General features: G+C 46.1%; 11 protein-coding genes. 7 read left to right on the top strand and 4 right to left on the bottom strand.

What is annotated here, in order from left to right:
* Positions 1 to 66: 66 nt before the first annotated feature.
* From glnA to xth, 4 genes are read left to right on the top strand one after another with little or no spacing between them, the layout of a single operon-like run.
* Positions 67 to 1,482, top strand: coding sequence for a type I glutamate--ammonia ligase (glnA, locus tag B0G85_RS01325; protein WP_100378640.1), 1,416 nt, complete (start codon positions 67 to 69; stop codon positions 1,480 to 1,482).
* A 28-nt stretch (positions 1,483 to 1,510) separates the two neighbouring features.
* On the top strand, positions 1,511 to 2,629 hold the full coding sequence (gene glnL / locus B0G85_RS01320) for a nitrogen regulation protein NR(II) (protein WP_369405921.1): 1,119 nt from the start codon (positions 1,511 to 1,513) through the stop codon (positions 2,627 to 2,629).
* Positions 2,626 to 4,062: a nitrogen regulation protein NR(I) gene (ntrC, locus tag B0G85_RS01315; protein ID WP_100378638.1), complete on the top strand. Its 1,437-nt coding sequence runs from the start codon at positions 2,626 to 2,628 to the stop codon at positions 4,060 to 4,062. Before glnL ends, ntrC begins: the two co-directional genes overlap by 4 nt.
* Complete coding sequence (xth, locus tag B0G85_RS01310) at positions 4,055 to 4,900, top strand: exodeoxyribonuclease III (protein WP_100378637.1); 846 nt, start codon at positions 4,055 to 4,057, stop codon at positions 4,898 to 4,900. The genes ntrC and xth overlap by 8 nt, the downstream gene beginning before the upstream one ends.
* 11 nt (positions 4,901 to 4,911) lie before the next feature.
* On the opposite strand, the gene B0G85_RS01305 is transcribed toward xth, so the two are convergent.
* The 4 genes from B0G85_RS01305 to B0G85_RS01290 all read right to left on the bottom strand — a co-directional run bounded on the left by B0G85_RS01305 (position 4,912) and on the right by B0G85_RS01290 (position 11,006).
* Entirely contained in the window at positions 4,912 to 7,041 is a 2,130-nt protein-coding gene (locus B0G85_RS01305; RefSeq protein WP_100378636.1) for a M3 family metallopeptidase, read from the bottom strand.
* A 63-nt stretch (positions 7,042 to 7,104) separates the two neighbouring features.
* The gene (gene folD, locus B0G85_RS01300; RefSeq protein ID WP_100378635.1) at positions 7,105 to 7,959 is read right to left on the bottom strand and encodes a bifunctional methylenetetrahydrofolate dehydrogenase/methenyltetrahydrofolate cyclohydrolase FolD; all 855 of its coding nucleotides are present in this window, start codon (positions 7,957 to 7,959) and stop codon (positions 7,105 to 7,107) included.
* A gap of 8 nt (positions 7,960 to 7,967) precedes the next feature.
* Complete coding sequence (locus B0G85_RS01295; RefSeq protein WP_100378634.1) at positions 7,968 to 8,615, bottom strand: response regulator transcription factor; 648 nt, start codon at positions 8,613 to 8,615, stop codon at positions 7,968 to 7,970.
* A 33-nt stretch (positions 8,616 to 8,648) separates the two neighbouring features.
* Positions 8,649 to 11,006, bottom strand: a complete 2,358-nt coding sequence (locus B0G85_RS01290) for a PAS domain-containing sensor histidine kinase (RefSeq protein WP_232725885.1) — start codon at positions 11,004 to 11,006, stop codon at positions 8,649 to 8,651.
* A gap of 317 nt (positions 11,007 to 11,323) precedes the next feature.
* On the opposite strand from B0G85_RS01290, the gene aceE reads away from it, so the two are divergent.
* From aceE to lpdA, 3 genes are read left to right on the top strand one after another with little or no spacing between them, the layout of a single operon-like run.
* On the top strand, positions 11,324 to 14,020 hold the full coding sequence (aceE, locus tag B0G85_RS01285; protein ID WP_100378632.1) for a pyruvate dehydrogenase (acetyl-transferring), homodimeric type: 2,697 nt from the start codon (positions 11,324 to 11,326) through the stop codon (positions 14,018 to 14,020).
* A gap of 15 nt (positions 14,021 to 14,035) precedes the next feature.
* The gene (gene aceF, locus B0G85_RS01280) at positions 14,036 to 15,364 is read left to right on the top strand and encodes a dihydrolipoyllysine-residue acetyltransferase (RefSeq protein ID WP_100378631.1); all 1,329 of its coding nucleotides are present in this window, start codon (positions 14,036 to 14,038) and stop codon (positions 15,362 to 15,364) included.
* A gap of 9 nt (positions 15,365 to 15,373) precedes the next feature.
* A complete protein-coding gene (lpdA, locus tag B0G85_RS01275; RefSeq protein WP_100378630.1) occupies positions 15,374 to 17,152 on the top strand; it encodes a dihydrolipoyl dehydrogenase in 1,779 nt (592 codons plus the stop codon).
* Positions 17,153 to 17,160: the final 8 nt, after the last annotated feature.

Here is a 17,160-nt window from a genome sequence, read left to right as displayed (position 1 = left end):
CCTGGAATAAACAAGGGTGTATCCCCAAGTTTTCAATTCCGCGTTTAGTTAATAGAGGAGATTTGCATGACGAAGACCGTCGCTGATGTGATGAAGTTAGTTAAAGAGAAAGAATGTACTTTCGTAGATTTCCGTTTTGTGGACACAAAGGGAAAAGAGCAGCATACAACGGTGCCTATTTCTCATTTTGACGAAGACAAATTTGAGAGTGGTCATGCGTTTGACGGCTCATCCATTGCAGGTTGGAAGGGTATTGAAGCTTCAGATATGCTGCTCATGCCAGATCCTACTGCTTGCTACATTGACCCATTCTACGAAGAGCCAACACTGGTTATTACTTGTGATGTGATCGAGCCATCCGACGGTAAGGGCTACGATCGTGACCCGCGTTCTATTGCTAAGCGCGCTGAAGCCTATTTGAAGAGCACTGGTTTAGGCGACGCTGCTTACTTTGGCCCTGAGCCAGAATTCTTTATTTTTGATGGTGTCCGTTGGGGCGCTGACATGCAGGGCTGCTTTGTGAAGATAGATTCTGAAGAGGCTCCATGGTCTTCAGGTGCAGAAATCGAAGGCGGCAATCCAGGACATCGTCCAGGTAAAAAAGGCGGATATTTTCCAGTTGCTCCAGTAGATACATTCCACGACATGCGTTCGGAGATGTGTTTAATTCTTGAGTCTTTAGGTATTCCTGTTGAAGTGCACCACCATGAAGTTGCTGGTCAAGGTCAAAATGAACTGGGTACCAAATTCAGTACATTAGTACAGCGTGCTGACTGGACTATCTGGCAGAAGTACGTCATTCAAAACGTTGCCCATGCTTACGGCAAGACAGCCACGTTTATGCCAAAGCCAGTAGTTGGCGACAATGGTTCTGGTATGCACGTGCACCAGTCTATCTGGAAAAATGGCGAGAACTTGTTTGCTGGTAACGGCTATGCTGGCTTATCAGAATTTGCGCTCTTTTACATCGGCGGTATCATCAAGCACGCTAAGGCTTTAAATGCGATTACTAATCCAGGCACAAACTCTTACAAGCGTTTGGTCCCTGGTTTTGAGGCTCCAGTAAAGTTGGCGTACTCTGCTCGTAATCGTTCTGCTTCGATCCGTATTCCTCACGTTTCAAGTCCAAAGGGTCGTCGTATTGAAACGCGCTTCCCCGATCCATTGGCTAATCCATACCTCTGTTTTGCTGCATTGATGATGGCTGGTTTGGATGGCGTTCAGAACAAGATTCATCCAGGTGAAGCTGCAGATAAAAACCTATATGATTTGCCACCGGAAGAAGATGCAAAGATTCCAACCGTTTGTGCAAGTTTAGAAGAGGCTTTAGCAGCCTTGGATAAGGATCGTGAGTTCTTGACTCGTGGTGGCGTATTTACTGACTCAATGATCGATGCTTACATCGCATTGAAGATGGAAGATGTTACTCGTTTCCGCATGACGACACATCCGATTGAATTTGACATGTACTACTCCCTGTAAGCGAGAAGCACAGTTGAGCGCAGGTCTTTTGCGCAATTCGCTAAAAGGGGCAGCTTCGGCTGCTCCTTTTTTTCCGACATTGCTCGACCAAATGCCGAATGCCATTGTGGTGTTTGAGGCCAACAATCTACATTTAGTCTATGTAAACGCAGCAGCTGAGTCTGCCCTTGACTTATCACGTAAATCATTAGAGGGTCAATCCGTTCAGGATTTATTTGGAAGCAATCCCTTTCTTAGCAACATGATTGAAGAGATTAAAGCGGGGCATTTTTCTGCTGAGCGGCAAGAGATGGTACTGCACTCATTGCCTGGAAGTATTCACCAGGAGTCTATACCCGCTCATGTAGTGGTCGCTAGTCTTGAGGACCCATCGCTCATCATGATGGAGTGGTTCCCGATCGATCAGCAATTACGCAGCGAGCGTGATGAACGTGTGACTCAGCAGGTTGAGGCAAACAAGCAACTCATGCGCAATTTAGCCCATGAGATTAAAAATCCTCTAGGGGGTATTCGTGGTGCAGCTCAACTTTTGGAGTTTGAACTTCCTGATAAAGGTCTACGCGAATATACGCAAGTGATTATTAAGGAGTCTGATCGCTTGCAGGACTTGGTTGATCGTCTACTTGCCCCGCATCGCAAAGCGCATGCCATGGAATTATTTAACGTCCATGAGGCCTTAGAGAGAGTCCGTAGTTTGGTCTTGGCAGAGTTTCCAAAGGGTCTGAAGATCATTCGTAGTTACGATACAAGCCTTCCCGAAATTTTAGGGGATCGTGAGCAGTTAATTCAAGCAATTCTAAATATTGCTCATAATGCTGCTCAAGCTCTCGCAGATGAAATCAGTGCGGGTGTAGCGCAGATTGAATTTAAAACTCGCGTCGCTCGCTCTGTCACGATTTCTAAACATCGATACAAGATGGCGATGGATTTGCATGTAATTGATAACGGCCCAGGTATTCCTGAGGATATACGTGAACGCATATTTTTTCCTTTAGTTTCTGGTCGAGAGGGCGGTAGCGGACTTGGTCTGACTTTAGCTCAAACTTTTGTACAGCAGCATCAAGGTTTTATAGCTTGTGACAGCAGTCCCGGTCGGACTGATTTTCATATTCAAATCCCATATCGTAAGCAGGAGAAGCCGTTATGAAACCCGTTTGGATCGTTGATGATGACCAATCAATTCGTTGGGTGCTTGAGAAAGCACTTACCCGTGAGAATATTGCGCACAAGAGTTTTTCTAATCCCAATGATGTCTTAAGCGCTCTAGAGAAAGAGTTGCCACAGGTTATTATTTCCGATATCCGTATGCCTCGCGGTAATGGCTTGGATCTTTTACAGAATATCAAAGAGACTCATCCGCTCTTGCCCGTGATCATTATGACGGCCTACTCAGACCTAGACTCAGCCGTCTCTTCATTTCAGGGCGGTGCCTTTGATTATCTGACTAAGCCATTTGATATTGACAAAGCCATTGAGTTAATTCGTCGTGGGATGGAGCAGGGCGAGCGTAATCAGTCAGGCAACAAAGAAGTGAATGGCTGGAGACAGGACGCCACGGAAATTATTGGACAAGCACCAGCTATGCAGGAGGTTTTTAGAGCTATTGGACGTCTTGCTCAATCGCACTCCACAGTTCTCATCACAGGTGAGTCAGGGACTGGTAAAGAGCTGGTTGCTCAAGCTTTACATAGGCATAGCCCAAGAGCTAAAGGGCCCTTTATGGCCTTTAGTACGACTGCTGTCCCCAAGGATTTATTGGAGTCCGAATTATTTGGGCATGAGCGTGGCGCTTTTCCAGGCGCATTGACTCTACGGCGCGGGCGCTTTGAGCAGGCCGATGGCGGGACACTACTTTTAGATGAGATCGGCGATATTCCTTTAGATTTGCAGACACGATTATTGCGTGCCCTAACGGATGGTCATTTTTATCGGGTTGGTGGCCAAGATCCTATTAAGGCCAATGTGCGGATCATTGCCTCTACACATCAGAACCTGGAGGCACGGGTTGCCGCAGGTGCCTTTCGCGAAGATTTACTGCACCGTTTAAATGTTATTCGGCTGCGTATGCCGCCTTTGCGTGAGCGGGCTGAGGATATACCAGTGCTAGCCCATTATTTTATGCTGTCATGTGCAAAAGCTCTGAGCGTTGCCCCTAAAAAATTATCTGATGAAGTTTTGAAAGAAATCACGGCAATGCTCTTTCCTGGAAATGTTCGTCAATTAGAGAACCTCTGCCATTGGTTAACGGTGATGACTCCATCCAATTTAATTAGTGCGAGTGATTTGCCGGCCGATATTGTGGCCCAAGCAAATGAGCATCCTCTTACAGGGTCTAGTGAGATAACTTCGTCCTCATCGCTCCCTACTGATTGGGAGAGTGGGCTCAGTCGCGTAGCATCCCAAATGCTTCAAGATGGCGTCGTATCTGTGTACGATGCTCTGTCGTCTAAGTTTGAAAAAGTCGTGCTCCAGGCAGCCCTAGATGTTACTCGCGGTCGACGCGTTGAGGCTGCCCAGCGCCTTGGCATCGGACGCAATACGATTACTCGAAAATTACAGGAACTTGGTATTAATGACTAAATCTGTAAGAATCGCAGCCTGGAACGTCAATTCACTAAAAGTGCGATTGCCACAAGTACTTCGTTGGCTCGGTGAACAAGCAAAGGCTGATAAGCCCATTGATGCTCTTTGCCTTCAAGAGTTGAAGATGTCAGATGATAAATACCCTCATCGAGAGCTTGAGGCTGCTGGATACCTTAATTTGGTTGCCGGACAAAAGACCTACAACGGGGTTGCTATTATTGTTCGCCGCTCAGCATTGGCGTCGATGAGCTCAGATATAGAGACGACCTTCATCAATCCCATCCGAAATATCCCCGGCAATGCCGATGAGCAGCAGCGTATTTTGGCGGCCACAGTTTGTTTTAGTGGATTGCAGCCATTGCGATTGGTATCAGCCTATTTCCCTAATGGGCAATCTCCGGATAGTGATAAGTTTGCTTATAAATTGGGCTGGTTAACAGCACTGGAGAACTGGCTAAAAGTTGAATTGGCCAACAACCCCCGTTTGGCCTTGCTGGGTGATTTTAATATTGCTCCAAGTGATATCGATGTGCATGATCCATCTAAATGGATCGGACAGAATCTTGTTTCTGTGGATGAGCGAGCAGCGTTTCAGCGCTTAATTGATCTAGGTTTATCGGATTCATTCCGAATGTTTGAACAAGTACCAAAATCATTTAGCTGGTGGGACTACCGGATGATGGGTTTCAGGCGAAATGCGGGCATGCGTATTGACCATATTTTATTAAGTGACGCCCTTAAAACAAAATGCAGCGCCAGCCTCATCGATAAGGAGCCCCGTAAGTGGGAGCAGCCATCAGATCATGCCCCCATCATTGCTGAAATTCAGGCCTAACCAGTAGGCTTTTATACCGTTAGTCCACCATGTCGAAGTAATGCATCAATACTGGGTTCGCGACCTCGAAAAGCTTTGAACGATTCTGCGGCCGGCCGACTCCCTCCTACTTCCAAGATCTCGGTGCGATAACGAATCCCTATTTCCGCATCTAAAATGCTACCACTCAATTTGGCGGCCTCTTCAAATGCAGCATACACATCAGCGGAGAGTACTTCAGCCCACTTATAGCTGTAATACCCAGCTGCATATCCACCGGAAAAAATATGGCTAAATGTATTTGGCCAGCGAGAAATCTCGGCCTGAGGAATGACATTAAATTCGTTGGCAATGGTTTTAGAAAACTCCAGCACGGCTAAATTTTTGACTTGCTCAGACTGAAAGCTGGAATGTAAACGCCAATCCGTTAATGAAAATACAACTTGTCTTAAGGTGCTCAAGCCATTTTGAAAATTCTTAGCAGCCAGCATTTTGTCAAAGAGAGTTCTAGGTAAGGGCTTTCCTGTTTGAGTATGGGCAGCCATCGTTTCTAAAACTTCCCATTCCCAGCAAAAGTTTTCCATGAATTGGCTGGGCAGTTCAACAGCATCCCACTCTACGCCATTGATACCAGACACACCCAATGCGCCTACCTGAGTGAGGAGGTGGTGTAGGCCATGACCGCTTTCATGAAATAGGGTGATGGCATCATCATGGGTAATCGTTGGCTGTTGTACCGTGCCGTCGACTTTGATGGGGGCGGCAAAATTACATACCAAATACGCAATCGGAATTTGGATTTCTCCATTAGCCAGCAACCGTCTACCCCTTGCGTCATCCATCCAAGCACCGCCACGCTTACCAGGCCTTGAGTAGGGGTCCAAATAAAAATAGGCCAGAATGCTTCCGGTAGTATCGCTGACTGAAAAGGACTGTACATCATCATGCCAGGTCGGTAAATCAGTCGCTTCAATACGAACACCAAATAGAGTCTGAATGACGCCAAATAAGCCCTTTAAAACCTGGGGTAGTGGGAAGTACTGTTTCAATTCATTTTCAGAAAAAGCATAGCGCTCTTGTTTTAGGCGCTCTGAAGCAAAGGCTATATCCCATGGCTGCAAACCGTCTTCAAGGTGAAGCTGTGAATGGCTAAATGCTTGTAATTCAGCCCAATCCTTTTCTGCGAATGGTTTTGAGCGTATTGCGATATCACTCAGGAAGCGATCCACCTCCTCAACATCCCGCGCCATCTTTGGAGCTAGACTAAGCGAGGAGTAGTTCTCAAACCCCAGCATCTGCGCTTCTTCGTTGCGCAGGCGCAGTTGTAACAACATATTTTCAGCGTTATCCCACTCTAATTTTCCTTGGCCATACTGGGGCGCCAACTCTGAGGATCGAGTGACATAAGCTTCGTACATCAAACGTCTCAATGAACGATTTTCTGAATACTGCATCACGGGGTAGTAGGAAGGAAAATGCAGCGAAAAAGCCCACCCTTGTAGATCTTTTTGTATTGCAAGATCAGCCGCTGCTGCGACAGCATCCTCAGGTAGTCCGATCAATTCTTCTCTATTTAAAATATGATGTGTAAAGTGATTTGTTGCATCAAGCACGTGATCTGAAAATACTTTTCCTAGGATAGCTTGCTGATCTTGAATTTGTGCAAAACGTGGCTTATCTTTATCTGCAAGTTCAGCGCCACCTAGATGAAAATCTCTTAAAGAATTGTTAATGACTTTTCTCTGGTCTACCTTTAGAGATGTAAATTCGGGACTCTGGCTTAATAGTTTAAATTTCTCATAAAGCGCTAAATTTTGACCAAGGCTAGAAAAGAAAGCGGTTACTTTAGGAAGCATATCGCCGTAAGCTTCTCTCAACTCTGGGGTATCGGCAACACTGTTTAAATGGGATATGACACCCCAGGAGCGGCTAAGAGATTCAGTTGCGTCTTCTAAGGGCTCAACCAGAGCATTCCATGTGGCTGGCGTTGACTCTTGAATGGCATGATCAACTGCTAGTTGTGCTTTCTCTAGAAGGAGGCCAATGCCCGGTGTAATATGCTCGGGCTTTACATCGCGATAATTAACAATTCCTCTGCCAAATGAAATCAAAGGATTTGCCTGTAATTCAGGTGAAAGAAAATGTGTGGTGATTGTAGTCATCCCTCTAGCTTAATGGACTGCTACAAAATTTACCAACAAAGGGAGATAATTTCCCTTAGAACTTTATGCTTTTGAGTACTTTTCAGCGGCTTCTAAGGTGTTCATCAGCAGCATTGTGATGGTCATTGGCCCAACACCGCCCGGAACGGGGGTAATCCAGCCTGCAACATACTGAGCGGCATCAAAGTCAACATCGCCACATAGCTTGCCATCAGGCGTTCTGTTGATACCTACATCAATGACAACAGCGCCATTTTTGACCATATCACCAGTAATCATTTTGGGTTTGCCAGTAGCCACCACCAAAATATCAGCATCTTTAGTGTGGTGGGCTAGATCTCGAGTTTTGCTGTTACAAATAGTCACCGTCGCACCTGCTTGTAGTAACAACATTGCCATGGGCTTACCAACGATATTGGAGGCGCCAACTATAACGGCACGAGCGCCACGAATGGGGTAGTCAATATTCTCTAAAATCTTCATGCACCCATAAGGCGTGCAAGGTTTGAATTCGGGTTGACCAACCATTAAGGCGCCAGCATTTGCTACATGAAAGCCATCCACATCTTTTTCTGGGGCAATAGCCTCAAGCACTTTCTCGGAGGCAATATGGATCGGCAGGGGCAGCTGTACTAATATCCCATGAATATCGGGATCAGCATTTAAAACGGCGATACGATTTAGTAGTTCCGCCTGAGTAAAAGCTTCAGGGTATCGCTCTAATATTGAATAAAAGCCCACATCCTCACAGGCTTTTACTTTATTGCGGACATAAACTTGACTTGCTGGATTTTCGCCAACTACGATGACAGCTAGACCTGGTTTAACTCCTTTTGCAGTGACGATAGCGGTGCGTGCTGCAATTTCAGAGCGAATTTTTTTGGATAGAGCATTTCCATCAAGTAATTGAGCGGGCATAAGAAAAATTAATTAGACTGTGGATCGGATAAGGCCAAGCGCAGGAGATCGGCAACGGTATTGACATTTAGCTTCTCCATAATATTAGCGCGATGCGCCTCTACTGTTTTAATAGAGATTCCAAGATCATCTGCACATTGTTTGTTTAAACGGCCAGCAACAATACGCTCTAGAACTTGGCGCTCACGCCCAGTAAGTTTGCTAAGTAAACTGTTGTTTGTTTTACGTTGATTTGCTTGCGCATAATCAATACGGGCTTTTGCAAGCATCCGATCAACCAAGAGGCAGAGATCATTTTCTTTAAAAGGTTTTTCAATAAAGTCTACGGCGCCGCGCTTCATCGTTGAAACAGCCATGGATACATCTCCGTGGCCGGTGATAAATGCAACGGGCATTGGTAGATTCTCGCTTATTAAGCGCTCTTGAAGCTCAAGACCCGACATGCCGGGCATTCTCACATCCAATATTGCGCATGAGATAGTTGATTTATCGGTACTTTGCAGTGACTGTAAAAAACGTTCAGCACTCGCATGGCAGCGAACCAAGTAGCCATTACTTTCCAAGAGCCAAGTGAGGGAGTCACGAACTGCCTCATCATCATCTACAACATAAACCACCTCGGCTTGATTGGGTTTTAAAGCGGTAGCGATGTTCATGTGTACTTTCTTAGGTCAATCCAAGGGTAAAAATTAGGCACTGGCTCCAGAGTCAGTTATCTCAAGAGGTAATAGTATTGTAAAGGTGCAGCCAATGAGCTTTATTTGTTCCTCATCCATCTGGTTTTTTGCCCATAGACGACCTTGATGGGACTCAATAATAGATCTGCAAATATTCAGGCCCATGCCCATACCATCATTCTTGGTGCTAAAAAAGGGCTCAAACATACGTTCAAGAACGTTTTCAGTGATCCCGGCACCTGTATCCCTTACTTGAATGCGCAGCATGGCTGGAAAGGTACTGGTTTCTAAGTCCGCAGAAATCGTCACTGGAGGGGCCGACCATCTGGAGGAAATGGGGTAAGCCTCGCGCATACTGTCTAGCGAGTTCTTCAGAAGATTGACTAAAACTTGCAAAATCAAGACCGGATCTATATCTACCTTTGGCAAGTTTTCTTCTACATGAGACCTAATACTAAGCCGGTGGCGGTTGGCTTCAATTTCAACCAGCCCCGTAGCATCATTGATGATGTCGTTTATATCGCAAGAGGATCGCTGGGGTTCACTGCGCTTTACGAAGCCCTTGATTCGCTGAATGATGGTTCCAGCTCTATGCGCCTGACTAGACGCTTTTTCCAGCGCCGGAAGAATATCATTTTGTACGCTAGGGTCCATATGACCTTGTAAGCGTTTGGCTACCCCCATGCAGTAGTTTGAAATAGCTGCCAGTGGTTGATTTAACTCATGAGCCAGAGAGGAGGCCATTTCCCCCATTGTCGTTAAGCGGCTAGTAAATTGCATGCGCTCTTCATGTTGTCGCATTAAGTCATCCGCTTCAATTCGAACTGTAATGTCGGTAGCAATTAAGAGCTGCGCTAAGTGACCATCAACCCAAGGAATAAAACGACGGCGCACTTCGTACCATTTTGATATTCCAGTAGATTCGTTGAGAAGTTGAATTTCTTCGGATTCTAATTCTGAATTGATAGGGGGGGCTACAGCATCAATGCCGACTAAGTCAAAGTGTCCCCGAGCATCTGCACCAAAGGTATCTCGATAAAAGCGATTTGCAAAAAGCAGTTCACCTGTTTCATTTGATACCACGGATACCGAGGCGTCCAATCCTTCAAGCACTGTTACAAAACGATCTTGCGCAGCTGCCAATTCTTGACGAATTTTCTTCGGCTCAGAAATATCAATTAACGAAGTTACCCAACCCGTTTGCTTGCCTTTCTCATTAATTAACGGCGAGATAAAAGTGCGGGTTTGTATGATGGTGCCATTGCGGTGGACAATGGAACCCTCGATACCGGCCTTTTTTTCCTCCCCCATCGATCCTTCTAATGCCCGATTTATCTTTTCATTTAAGGCATCTTTGTCCGCCTCAGGCCAAAACACAAAAGGTGGTTTCTGGCCAATTAATTCATCGGCTGACAGGCCTGTCATATCGCAAAATGCCGGATTAACATAGGTAATCATCTTATTCATATCATGTGCACGAATACCCACTGGTGTTGAGTTCTCCATTGCACTACGAAAATTTGTTTCTGCACGAAGATTCGCCTCTGCTTCTTGCCTTACTTGCATTTGCTTTAACACTGACCACAGGCTCCACACAACAAAGGCGCTCAAGCCAAGTACCACGCCGATCAGCATGCGAAAACTTAAGTTTGTTGGCGGTGGATACGTGTCAATGCGTAAACTGAGATTTGGACTAAGCACCCCTAAATCTAGACTTGTTTGATTGCTAAATGCCCGTTTAGGAATATTTTTATCTGATGAGATTGCCAATACCTTGTCCTCATCCGTTATTAGAGTAAAGCGATACTGCCCTTTTAGTTCGCCCGGAATGATATCCAGGATGCCTTGAGTTGAGTACAGAACAGCCACCATGCCTCGGATCTCGTTTCCGGAAAACTGTGGAACTGTTTGCCAAAATACATCACGTATTTCTTTGCCAACAAGCTCATCGCCCGGAATGGTGATAGTGAGGTATTTACTAAATGCAGCCCGGTTTGTAGCTGCGCTTAAATCGATTGCTTTTTTAAGTGCCTCACTAACGATCGGTGAATTATTGGGTGTTCTCAGCCAATCTAACTTGATATTGCTCGGCGGGATGCTCAACTGCTTTTGTTCTTTTTCATCAATCCATAAAATTTGGATGATTTCATGATTTGCGTGGACTAGCGTTTCTGCTTCCGCCGTAAAGTTGTTCTTGGCTTTGTCATAATTATTACTGCCAATAAACTCCCTTCCCATCGACTGCATTAAATCTGTATTGTTTGCGAAGCGCAATTGAATGCGCTGCTTTGCGATGGAGAGTTCTCTGAATAATCCCGCCTCTTGCTGACTTTTTTCTTGCAGTTGAAGGGTTCCTAGGATTAAGCCCATCACCATCGTAAACAGTACGATCGCTATTAATGGCGTGAAGACAAGCCTGAAACTTCTTATTTTGCGAAGCAAAAGTGTCGGTCTTAGTTTGAAGATTAGTGGTGCTAGTGCGCTCATATGATGGCTTTATTTTGCCTTATCAAATGGTTATGGATTAGTTAAGCTGTAACAGCTCTATATATGCAACGCAACATTATTCCATATAATGAGAAATATTATCATTATGTGAAAGATTGCTTGTTTACCTGCACGGACCTTCCTAAAATGTGAGTTATAAAGTAGTTCAATAACACCAATGTATTTAATGGAGGCAGTTTATGGCAGCGGTTCCAGATCAAATTTTGGGAAGTGCAGGCAAGCAAGATTCAGACCCAGGGGAAACCCAAGAGTGGTTACAAGCTTTGGATGGTGTTATTCGAAATGAGGGCGCTGAAAGAGCGGCCTATCTAATTGATCAGCAAATCTCCCATGCCAGAGTTAACGGAGTGAACCAGCCGTTTCATGCTGAGACGCCTTATATCAATACTATTCCGGTGGACCAGCAGGCTAGGCTTCCAGGCGATCAAAATATTGAGCATCGCATTCGCTCGTACACGCGTTGGAATGCGATGGCAATGGTCTTGCGCGCTAACAAGGATACCAATGTTGGTGGACATATTTCCTCGTTTCAATCGGCCGCAACTTTATACGATGTTGGCTTTAACCATTTTTGGCACGCACCTTCACCAGAGCACGGTGGCGATTTAATATTCGTTCAGGGGCACTCTGCACCGGGTATTTATGCTCGAGCCTACATGCTGGGGCGTTTAAGCGATGAGCAGTTGGATAACTTCCGCCAAGAGGTCAGTGGTAAGGGGATTTCTAGTTACCCTCATCCTTGGTTAATGCCTGATTTCTGGCAGTTTCCAACGGTGTCGATGGGTCTTGGCCCAATCATGGCAATTTATCAAGCTCGTTTTATGCGTTACATGCAAGACCGTGGATTTATCCAATCTGCAAGTCGTAAAGTATGGGCATTCTTAGGTGATGGCGAAACTGATGAGCCCGAATCTTTGGGTGCGATCGGCATGGCTGGCCGGGAGAAGTTAGACAACCTTATTTTTGTTATCAACTGCAATTTGCAACGCCTTGACGGTCCGGTGCGCGGTAACGGCAAGATTATTCAGGAGCTCGAAGGTGAATTTCGTGGATCTGGCTGGAATGTGATCAAGGTTGTGTGGGGTGGAAATTGGGATGCGCTGTTTGCACGCGACAAAAAAGGAATTTTGATGCAGCGTCTTGGTGAAATTGTCGATGGACAGTATCAAACCATGAAGTCAAAAAACGGTGCATACGTTCGTGAGATAGTTTTCAATACCCCAGAACTCAAAGCGCTAGTGAGTGACTGGAGTGATGAGGATATTTGGCAGCTAAATCGCGGTGGACATGATCCACACAAAGTGTTTGCAGCATTTCAATCTGCAGTAAACCACCAAAACCAACCTACTGTGATTTTGGCTCACACCATTAAAGGCTACGGTATGGGTGGTTCTGGTGAAGCGATGAATATTGCTCACCAAGCAAAGAAGATGAACGATGACGATGTTCGTCGCTTCCGTGATCGCTTTGAGATTCCAGTAAAAGATGAGCAGTTAGAAGAAATGCCTCTAGTGAAATTTGCTGAAGGTAGTCCAGAGCTCGATTATATGAAAGCGCGTCGCCAAGAATTAGGCGGATATTTGCCCCAGCGTCGTATGAAGGCGGAGAGTTTGCCAGTGCCAGCATTGGATGTCTTTACACCTTTATTGGAGGCAACGACTGAGGGTCGAGAGATATCGACCACGATGGTTTTTGTCCGCATACTGAACACGATAGTGCGTGACAAGGTGCTTGGTAAACGCGTGGTGCCCATTGTTCCTGATGAGTCTCGTACCTTTGGTATGGAAGGCATGTTTCGCCAACTTGGCATTTGGAGTCAGGCGGGCCAGCTCTATACGCCTGAGGATCATGACCAGCTGATGTTCTATAAAGAGGATAAGACCGGTCAAATCCTGCAAGAGGGTATTAATGAGGCGGGTGGTATGTGCGACTGGATTGCGGCCGCTACTGCTTACTCGACACATGGTGTGCCCATGCTGCCTTTCTATATTTTTTATTCCATGTTTGGTTTCCAGCGCATTGGTGACTTGGCTTGGGCTGCTGGTGATATGCGTAGCCGTGGCTTTTTGCTCGGTGGTACCGCTGGCAGGACAACGCTCAATGGTGAAGGTCTTCAGCATGAGGATGGACATAGTCAAGTTTGGAGTTCAGCTATTCCTAACTGTATCAGTTACGATCCATCATTTTCTTTTGAGGTTGCAGTGGTAATTCAAGATGGTATGCGCCGCATGCTTACTGAACAGGAAGATGTTTATTACTACATCACTCTAATGAATGAGAACTATGCACATCCAGCTATGCCGAAGGGCGCTGAGCAGGACATCATTAAGGGCATGTATAAGCTGAGCTCCGTTGGTGAGGCGAATGCTAAGTTGCGAGTTCAGCTACTGGGTTCAGGAACGATCTTCCGTGAAGTGATTGAAGCCGCAGAAATCCTGCATAAAGACTGGGGTGTTTCCTCTGATTTGTGGGGTTGCCCAAGCTTTACTGAACTTGGTCGCGATTGGACTGCAGCCCATCGTAACAATTTGCTTAATCCAGCTTCTGCTCCAGTCCTTTCTCATGTGGAGAAGTGCCTAAAAGATACTGTAGGCCCAGTGATTGCTGCAACAGATTATGTGCGTTTATTCGCAGAACAAATTCGTCCAGCAATTCAGCATCTAGGTCGACGATTTGAGGTGCTCGGTACAGATGGTTTTGGACGCTCAGACACGCGCGAGCAATTGCGTGATTTCTTTGAGGTCGATCGTCGTTGGATTGTTTTAACAGCACTGCGCTCTCTTGTAGATTTTGGTCAGATGGATCGTCAGAAGCTTGCTGAGGCTATCAAAAAATACGAGATCAATGCAAGTAAACCAAACCCAATGACGGTTTGATAAGAGATAGAAACTATGAGCCAATTAATTGATATCAAGGTCCCGGATATTGGGGATTACCAGGATGTTCCCGTTATTGAAGTGTTGGTCAAAGTTGGTGATCGGGTTGAGGTGGAGCAATCCATCGTTGTCCTGGAATCCGATAAAGCCACAATGGATATTCCTTCTTCGCATGCCGGCATTGTGAAAGAAGTTAAAGTCAAAACGGGTGATTCTATTTCCGAGGGTTCTATTGTTCTTGTATTGGAAGAAAATGGGGCGGCCGCCGTTCCTGCTCCTCCGGCTGCCGCCGCTGTACTGGCTCCTGTTGCGGTGGCCCCTGCAGCATCAATCAGCTCAGTAGTGCCTGTTGAGCCACCAATTCAACGTGCTCCAGTGCCGCTGCCAGTGGTTAATACTCCAGTGGAGATTGACGCCACTGCAAGCCACGCTAGCCCGACGGTTCGTAAATTTGCTCGCGAATTAGGGGTAACGATTCATCGGGTGAGCGGTAGCGGTCCAAAGGGCAGAATTACGCAAGACGATGTGCAAGCATTTGTAAAAGCTGCGATGCTTGGTGGTGCTAGTAATGGAGCTAATAGTGCAAATGCATCGGGCGGTAGTTTGGGCGGCTTGAACTTAATTCCTTGGCCTAAAGTGGATTTTTCTAAATTCGGTGATACAGAGCGTCAGCCACTGAATCGCATTAAGAAACTTACCGCTGCCAACTTGGGGCGTAACTGGGTGATGATTCCTGCTGTGACTTATCACGAGGATGCAGACATTACCGATCTAGAGGCATTTCGGGTTCTTACCAATAAGGAGAATGAAAAGCAGGGTGTCAAAATCACAATGTTAGCCTTTCTAATGAAGGCTGCAGTAGCGGCACTCAAGAAGTATCCTGAGTTCAATAGTTCTATTGATGGCGATGATCTAGTTCTCAAAAAATATTTCAATATTGCCTTTGCTGCCGATACGCCCAATGGTTTAGTAGTGCCGGTTATTCGTGATGCAGACAAAAAAGGGATTGTTGAGCTTGCTCGTGAGACTTCGGAGTTAGCTGCACTAGCTCGTGACGGAAAACTAAAGCCAGATCAAATGCAGGGGGCTAGTTTCACCATATCCTCCTTAGGTGGTATTGGCGGGACGTATTTTTCTCCCATTGTGAATGCACCCGAAGTGGCAATCTTAGGTGTTAGTAAGGCTGCCATGAAGCCCGTTTGGGATGGTAAGCAGTTTGTGCCACGCTTGATCTGCCCTCTTTCTCTGAGTGCAGATCACCGAGTAATTGATGGCGCTCTTGCAACTCGATTTAATGTGTATATCGCTCAGCTCATGTCCGACTTCCGTCGTGCAGCGCTTTAAGGAGGCATCATGGCTAAGCTATCCATTCTAGTTCCAGATATTGGCGACTATGCAGACGTCCCGGTAATTGAAGTTTTAATTAAAGTAGGTGACGTCATAGCAAAAGAGCAGCCTTTGCTAGTACTCGAGTCAGACAAGGCAACGATGGAGATTCCATCTGATGCTGCCGGCACAGTTACCAGTATTGCAGTTAAGGCGGGCGATAAAGTGGGTAAAGGGAGCATCGTTTGCGAAATTGAGGCAGTTACCTCGAATTCATCCCCAGCCCTTGCTTTAGAGGCAACCCCAGTTGCCAAAGTAGAGACACCGGTGATGAGCGTACCTACTGGTGATCAATATAGCGGTAAGGTTGATCACGAATGCGAGGTTCTTGTATTGGGCGCTGGCCCCGGTGGTTACAGTGCCGCCTTTCGTAGCGCTGACTTGGGAATGGATACCATCATCGTTGAGCGCTTCGCTACCTTAGGCGGAGTTTGCTTGAACGTAGGTTGCATTCCATCTAAGGCATTGCTTCACACTACGGCAGTGATGGACGAAGTCAAAACAATGGCCAAGCATGGCATTACTTTTGGAGCTCCGAAGATCGAGCTTGATCAGTTGCGCGCTTACAAAGATTCTGTCATTGGAAAGCTTACTGGTGGTCTGGCTGGTATGGCTAAGGCAAGAAAAGTAAAAGTGGTTCGTGGTCTCGGACACTTTTTAGATGCAAATCATGTCGAAGTCCAATTAACTTCTGGTGACGGACAAGAGCTCACAGGTCAGAAAGAAATCATTCGTTTTCAGAAGTCCATCATTGCAGCTGGTAGCCAGCCTGTGAAGTTGCCATTTCTGCCTGCAGATCCTCGGGTTGTAGATAGTACTGGCGCTTTGTTACTCAAGAGTATTCCTAAGCGCATGCTAGTGATTGGAGGTGGCATTATTGGCTTGGAGATGGCTACGGTTTACAGCACCTTAGGCTCTAGTATAGATATCGCAGAAATGATGGATGGTTTAATGGCCGGTGCTGATCGTGATTTGGAAAAGGTGTGGGAGAAATTTAATTCCGGCCGTTTCGAAAACATTATGTTGAAAACCCGTGCCTCAAAAGCAGAGGTAAAAGCGGACGGCATACAAGTTAGTTTTGAAGGTGAGAATGCCCCTAAAGAACCGAAAATTTATGATCTGGTATTGGTTGCAGTAGGGCGTACGCCTAATGGTAAAAAGATTAATGCTAGTGCGGCTGGTGTTGCGGTTGATGAGCGCGGTTTTATTCATGTTGACAATCAAATGCGCACTAATGCACCACATATTTTTGCTATTGGCGACATTGTTGGGCAGCCTATGTTGGCGCATAAAGCGGTTCATGAAGGTCATGTTGCTGCAGAGGCTGCAGCTGGCCAGAAATCATATTTTGATGCAAAGCAAATTCCATCGGTGGCTTACACTGATCCTGAGGTGGCTTGGGCGGGTCTAACGGAGGAGCAATGTAAATCGCAAGGCATTGCTTATGAAAAAGGATTGTTCCCTTGGGCGGCTAGTGGAAGGGCAATTGCCAACGGTCGGGATGAAGGTTTTACGAAGTTAATTTTCGATGCGACAAGCAAGCGCATTATTGGGGGCGGGATCGTTGGCACCCACGCAGGCGACTTGATTGGCGAGGTTTGTCTTGCCATTGAGATGGGTGCAGATACTATTGATATGGGGAAAACTATTCATCCGCATCCAACCTTAGGTGAGTCTGTTGGCTTAGCAGCTGAAGCAGCTAGTGGGCATTGCACTGATTTGCCACCGGTTAAGAAGAGGCATTGAGCCTTGGA

Origin of the sequence: Polynucleobacter brandtiae (assembly GCF_002797575.1) — a bacterium.
Taxonomy (GTDB): Bacteria; Pseudomonadota; Gammaproteobacteria; order Burkholderiales; family Burkholderiaceae; genus Polynucleobacter; species Polynucleobacter brandtiae.
Note: the sequence above shows the minus strand (reverse complement) of the source record. Positions and strands in the feature narration are given on the sequence as shown.